Source organism: Flavobacterium sp. BFFFF1 (assembly GCF_002256285.1).
GTDB lineage: Bacteria > Bacteroidota > Bacteroidia > Flavobacteriales > Flavobacteriaceae > Flavobacterium.
Genome location: NZ_NKJE01000062.1, coordinates 1 through 2,587, shown reverse-complemented (window position 1 = coordinate 2,587; position 2,587 = coordinate 1). Strand labels below are relative to the sequence as shown.

Below are 2,587 nucleotides of genomic sequence, written 5' to 3'. Positions count from 1 at the left end.
GCTCATATCACGATTTCGAGGTCGGTTGTGCATAACGTCCGGCGGCTTCACGTCAGTTGCGGCTTTTGGAACTGAGTATTCTCGGCTGGACAGAACGAAGCTATGGAAAAAGGTGTTACATTTTACAAAGGAAGCAGCAATTGCGTGAAACCGCTGTTATATGGGTCGCGACACATTTGCAAAATCACGCAACGTAACCACAGAGAAATTCTACTCCGTTCAAGAAAAAAATATTCTCCAGTTAACACGCGCTATTTTCTACGCTAAAATTTCAACGCACGCATTTTACACAATACTTAAGCTCTGATTACGTCTCGCAGAGAACTCTCGGCGACAAGAATCTTGCACAAAAGCAACAAATTTTCCGTGGACACTAACACAACGTAACCACAAAGTTAAGCCGTGAAAAATAGGGAAGAAGTTAAATTTACTCAAACACAAGCCGAACTTCTCAACAAACGCGAAACGTCATTTCTGCGAGCGGAGCGACCACATATAACGTCCGGCGGCTTCACGTCAGTTGCGGCATTTGGAACTGAGTACTCTCGGCTGGACTAAACGAAGTTATGGAAAAAAGAAGTTCATTTTACAAGGAAAGTAGCAATTGCGTGAAACCGCTGTTAACTGTAGTACAATCAATATTTGTAATATCTTGAATCAAAGAATTTCCAAACAAAAGGTTCATACCCAAAATTATTTATTCCGATTGCTTCTAATGCTACAGGTATCGTTTTAAAATTTAAGTATAAAAATTGCGGTAGTTCTTCTTTTCTGCCATTTTTATAATATATTATAACAGATTTAAAATCCCAAACTCTCGTTTGATATTGTGACGTACTAAAACCTCTAATTTCGTCAAGTTTAATTTGTTTTTCTACTTTGGTTATAGCGTTAATGATTGTCAGATCATGATTCTTAAAATCGAAAATATGGATTTGAGTAAATACTAATTTTGCAACTCTGTAACATAGAAATCCCCACAAAAACGCAAAAAGGATAACCCCAGAAATTATTGCAAAACTATATTTTTCAGTTTCTAATAAACTTGGAGAAAAAATTACCGTACAGATGAGCATTGAACCAGCGAACAAAGTTAAAATTATTCGCAGAACAAAGATAAAATAGTTGAATTTGGTTTGAAAGTTTGTCATGTATTACAGTTAACGTCCGGCGGCTTCACGTCAGTTGCTGCATTTGGAACTGAGTACTCTCGGCTGGACCAAACGAAGTTATGGAAAAAAGAAGTTCATTTTACAAGGAAAGCAGCAATTGCGTGAAACCGCTGTTGTGCGACGTTTTTATTTGAACACCCTTTTTGTAATCAGCGTTTCTTTGCCATCTACAATCCAATATTGTTTTATCCAAAGTCCGTCGTTATTGTAAACATATCGGAATTTTTCGTTTTCATAAAGTGCTTGACCGCCAGTCATGATAATTGGATATTCCTGTTTTGGATCCGCAGTTCTATTTATTTCAATAACATTATTATGGCTATCATACTTATAACTATTGGTTTCAATCAAAATTTGTTTATCTATTTTTGAGTAAGTTTTTTCAAAGATCACATTTCCTGCCGTATCATATTTATATTCTATGCGAAACCCGCATATAGAATCGAAAGGAGAATTTCTTTCAACTAACTCAGGCAAGTCTGACTTTCCTCGCATTTCAGCCCTGCTTTGTTCCTCAGTATATTTTAAAAGCGTACGAAGTTTATTCTCGTAGTAAATTTTTTTCTGTAATATTTGGCCATTATTTAGCTCAATCTTGGTGCTCCAAGGAGTTTTTTTATTTCCCAAGCAATTAGTAATTTCTACAGATCTATATTTTTTAAGGTTAACATTATTTTCTAAGTTTTGCCCAAAAATATTTATCGAAACGAACAAGAAAAGTAATACCCGTATTTTCACTAGAATTTTTTTTTATATAGAGAACTAAATTTCGGTAGAGGTTGGGTTCGTCACGTCAAAAATGTCGCACAACGTCCGGCGGCTTCACGTCAGTTGCGGCTTTTGGAACTGAGTATTCTCGGCGTGGACAAAACGAAGTTATGGAAAAAGCGGTTACATTTTACAAGAAAAGTAGCAATTGCGTGAAACCGCTGTTACAGGCTGTAGCGACACACAACTAAAATCACACAAAGTAACCACAGAGAAAATCCGCTGCAGTTGGTTTTTATGGATTTTGCGCTTTTTTGGGATTGCAATTTTAAGCGCAAAATTCTCGGCTATAATTTTTCAGGACAACAAAAATTGACAAAGATTTTTGAGCAAGTTTAAGCCAGATTGAGTTTAGCTGAGATTTCTCGGCGACACGAAAACGCAATTGAAATTGACAAAATTTCCATGAACGATTTCAAAGTTAAATTCAGGAAGTTTATTTCCAGGAAATAGGAGGGAAGTGATTTTTAAATTTGCGCAAGCCGAATCTTTTCAATTACGAAAAATCGTGATTTCTGCGGCGGAGCTATTGCCTGTAACGTCCGGCGGCTTCACGTCAGTTGCGGCATTTGGAACTGAGTATTCTCGGCTGGACAGAACGAAGTTATGGAAAAAAGAAGTTCATTTTACAAGGGAAGCAGCAATTG

3 protein-coding genes are annotated in these 2,587 nt (G+C 36.8%); 1 reads left to right on the top strand and 2 read right to left on the bottom strand.

What is annotated here, in order from left to right; all coding sequences use genetic code 11:
- Window positions 1-635 precede the first annotated feature (635 nt).
- Window positions 636-1,151: a hypothetical protein gene (locus CFE23_RS16510; protein WP_291090537.1), complete on the bottom strand. Its 516-nt coding sequence runs from the start codon at window positions 1,149-1,151 to the stop codon at window positions 636-638.
- Window positions 1,152-1,298: 147 nt separating this feature from the next.
- Complete coding sequence (locus tag CFE23_RS16505; RefSeq protein WP_291090535.1) at window positions 1,299-1,910, bottom strand: hypothetical protein; 612 nt, start codon at window positions 1,908-1,910, stop codon at window positions 1,299-1,301.
- A 490-nt stretch (window positions 1,911-2,400) separates the two neighbouring features.
- Between CFE23_RS16505 and CFE23_RS16500 the strand changes: the two genes are divergently transcribed.
- Window positions 2,401-2,587: hypothetical protein (locus CFE23_RS16500; protein WP_291090533.1), on the top strand; the 187-nt coding region annotated here is incomplete at its 3' end.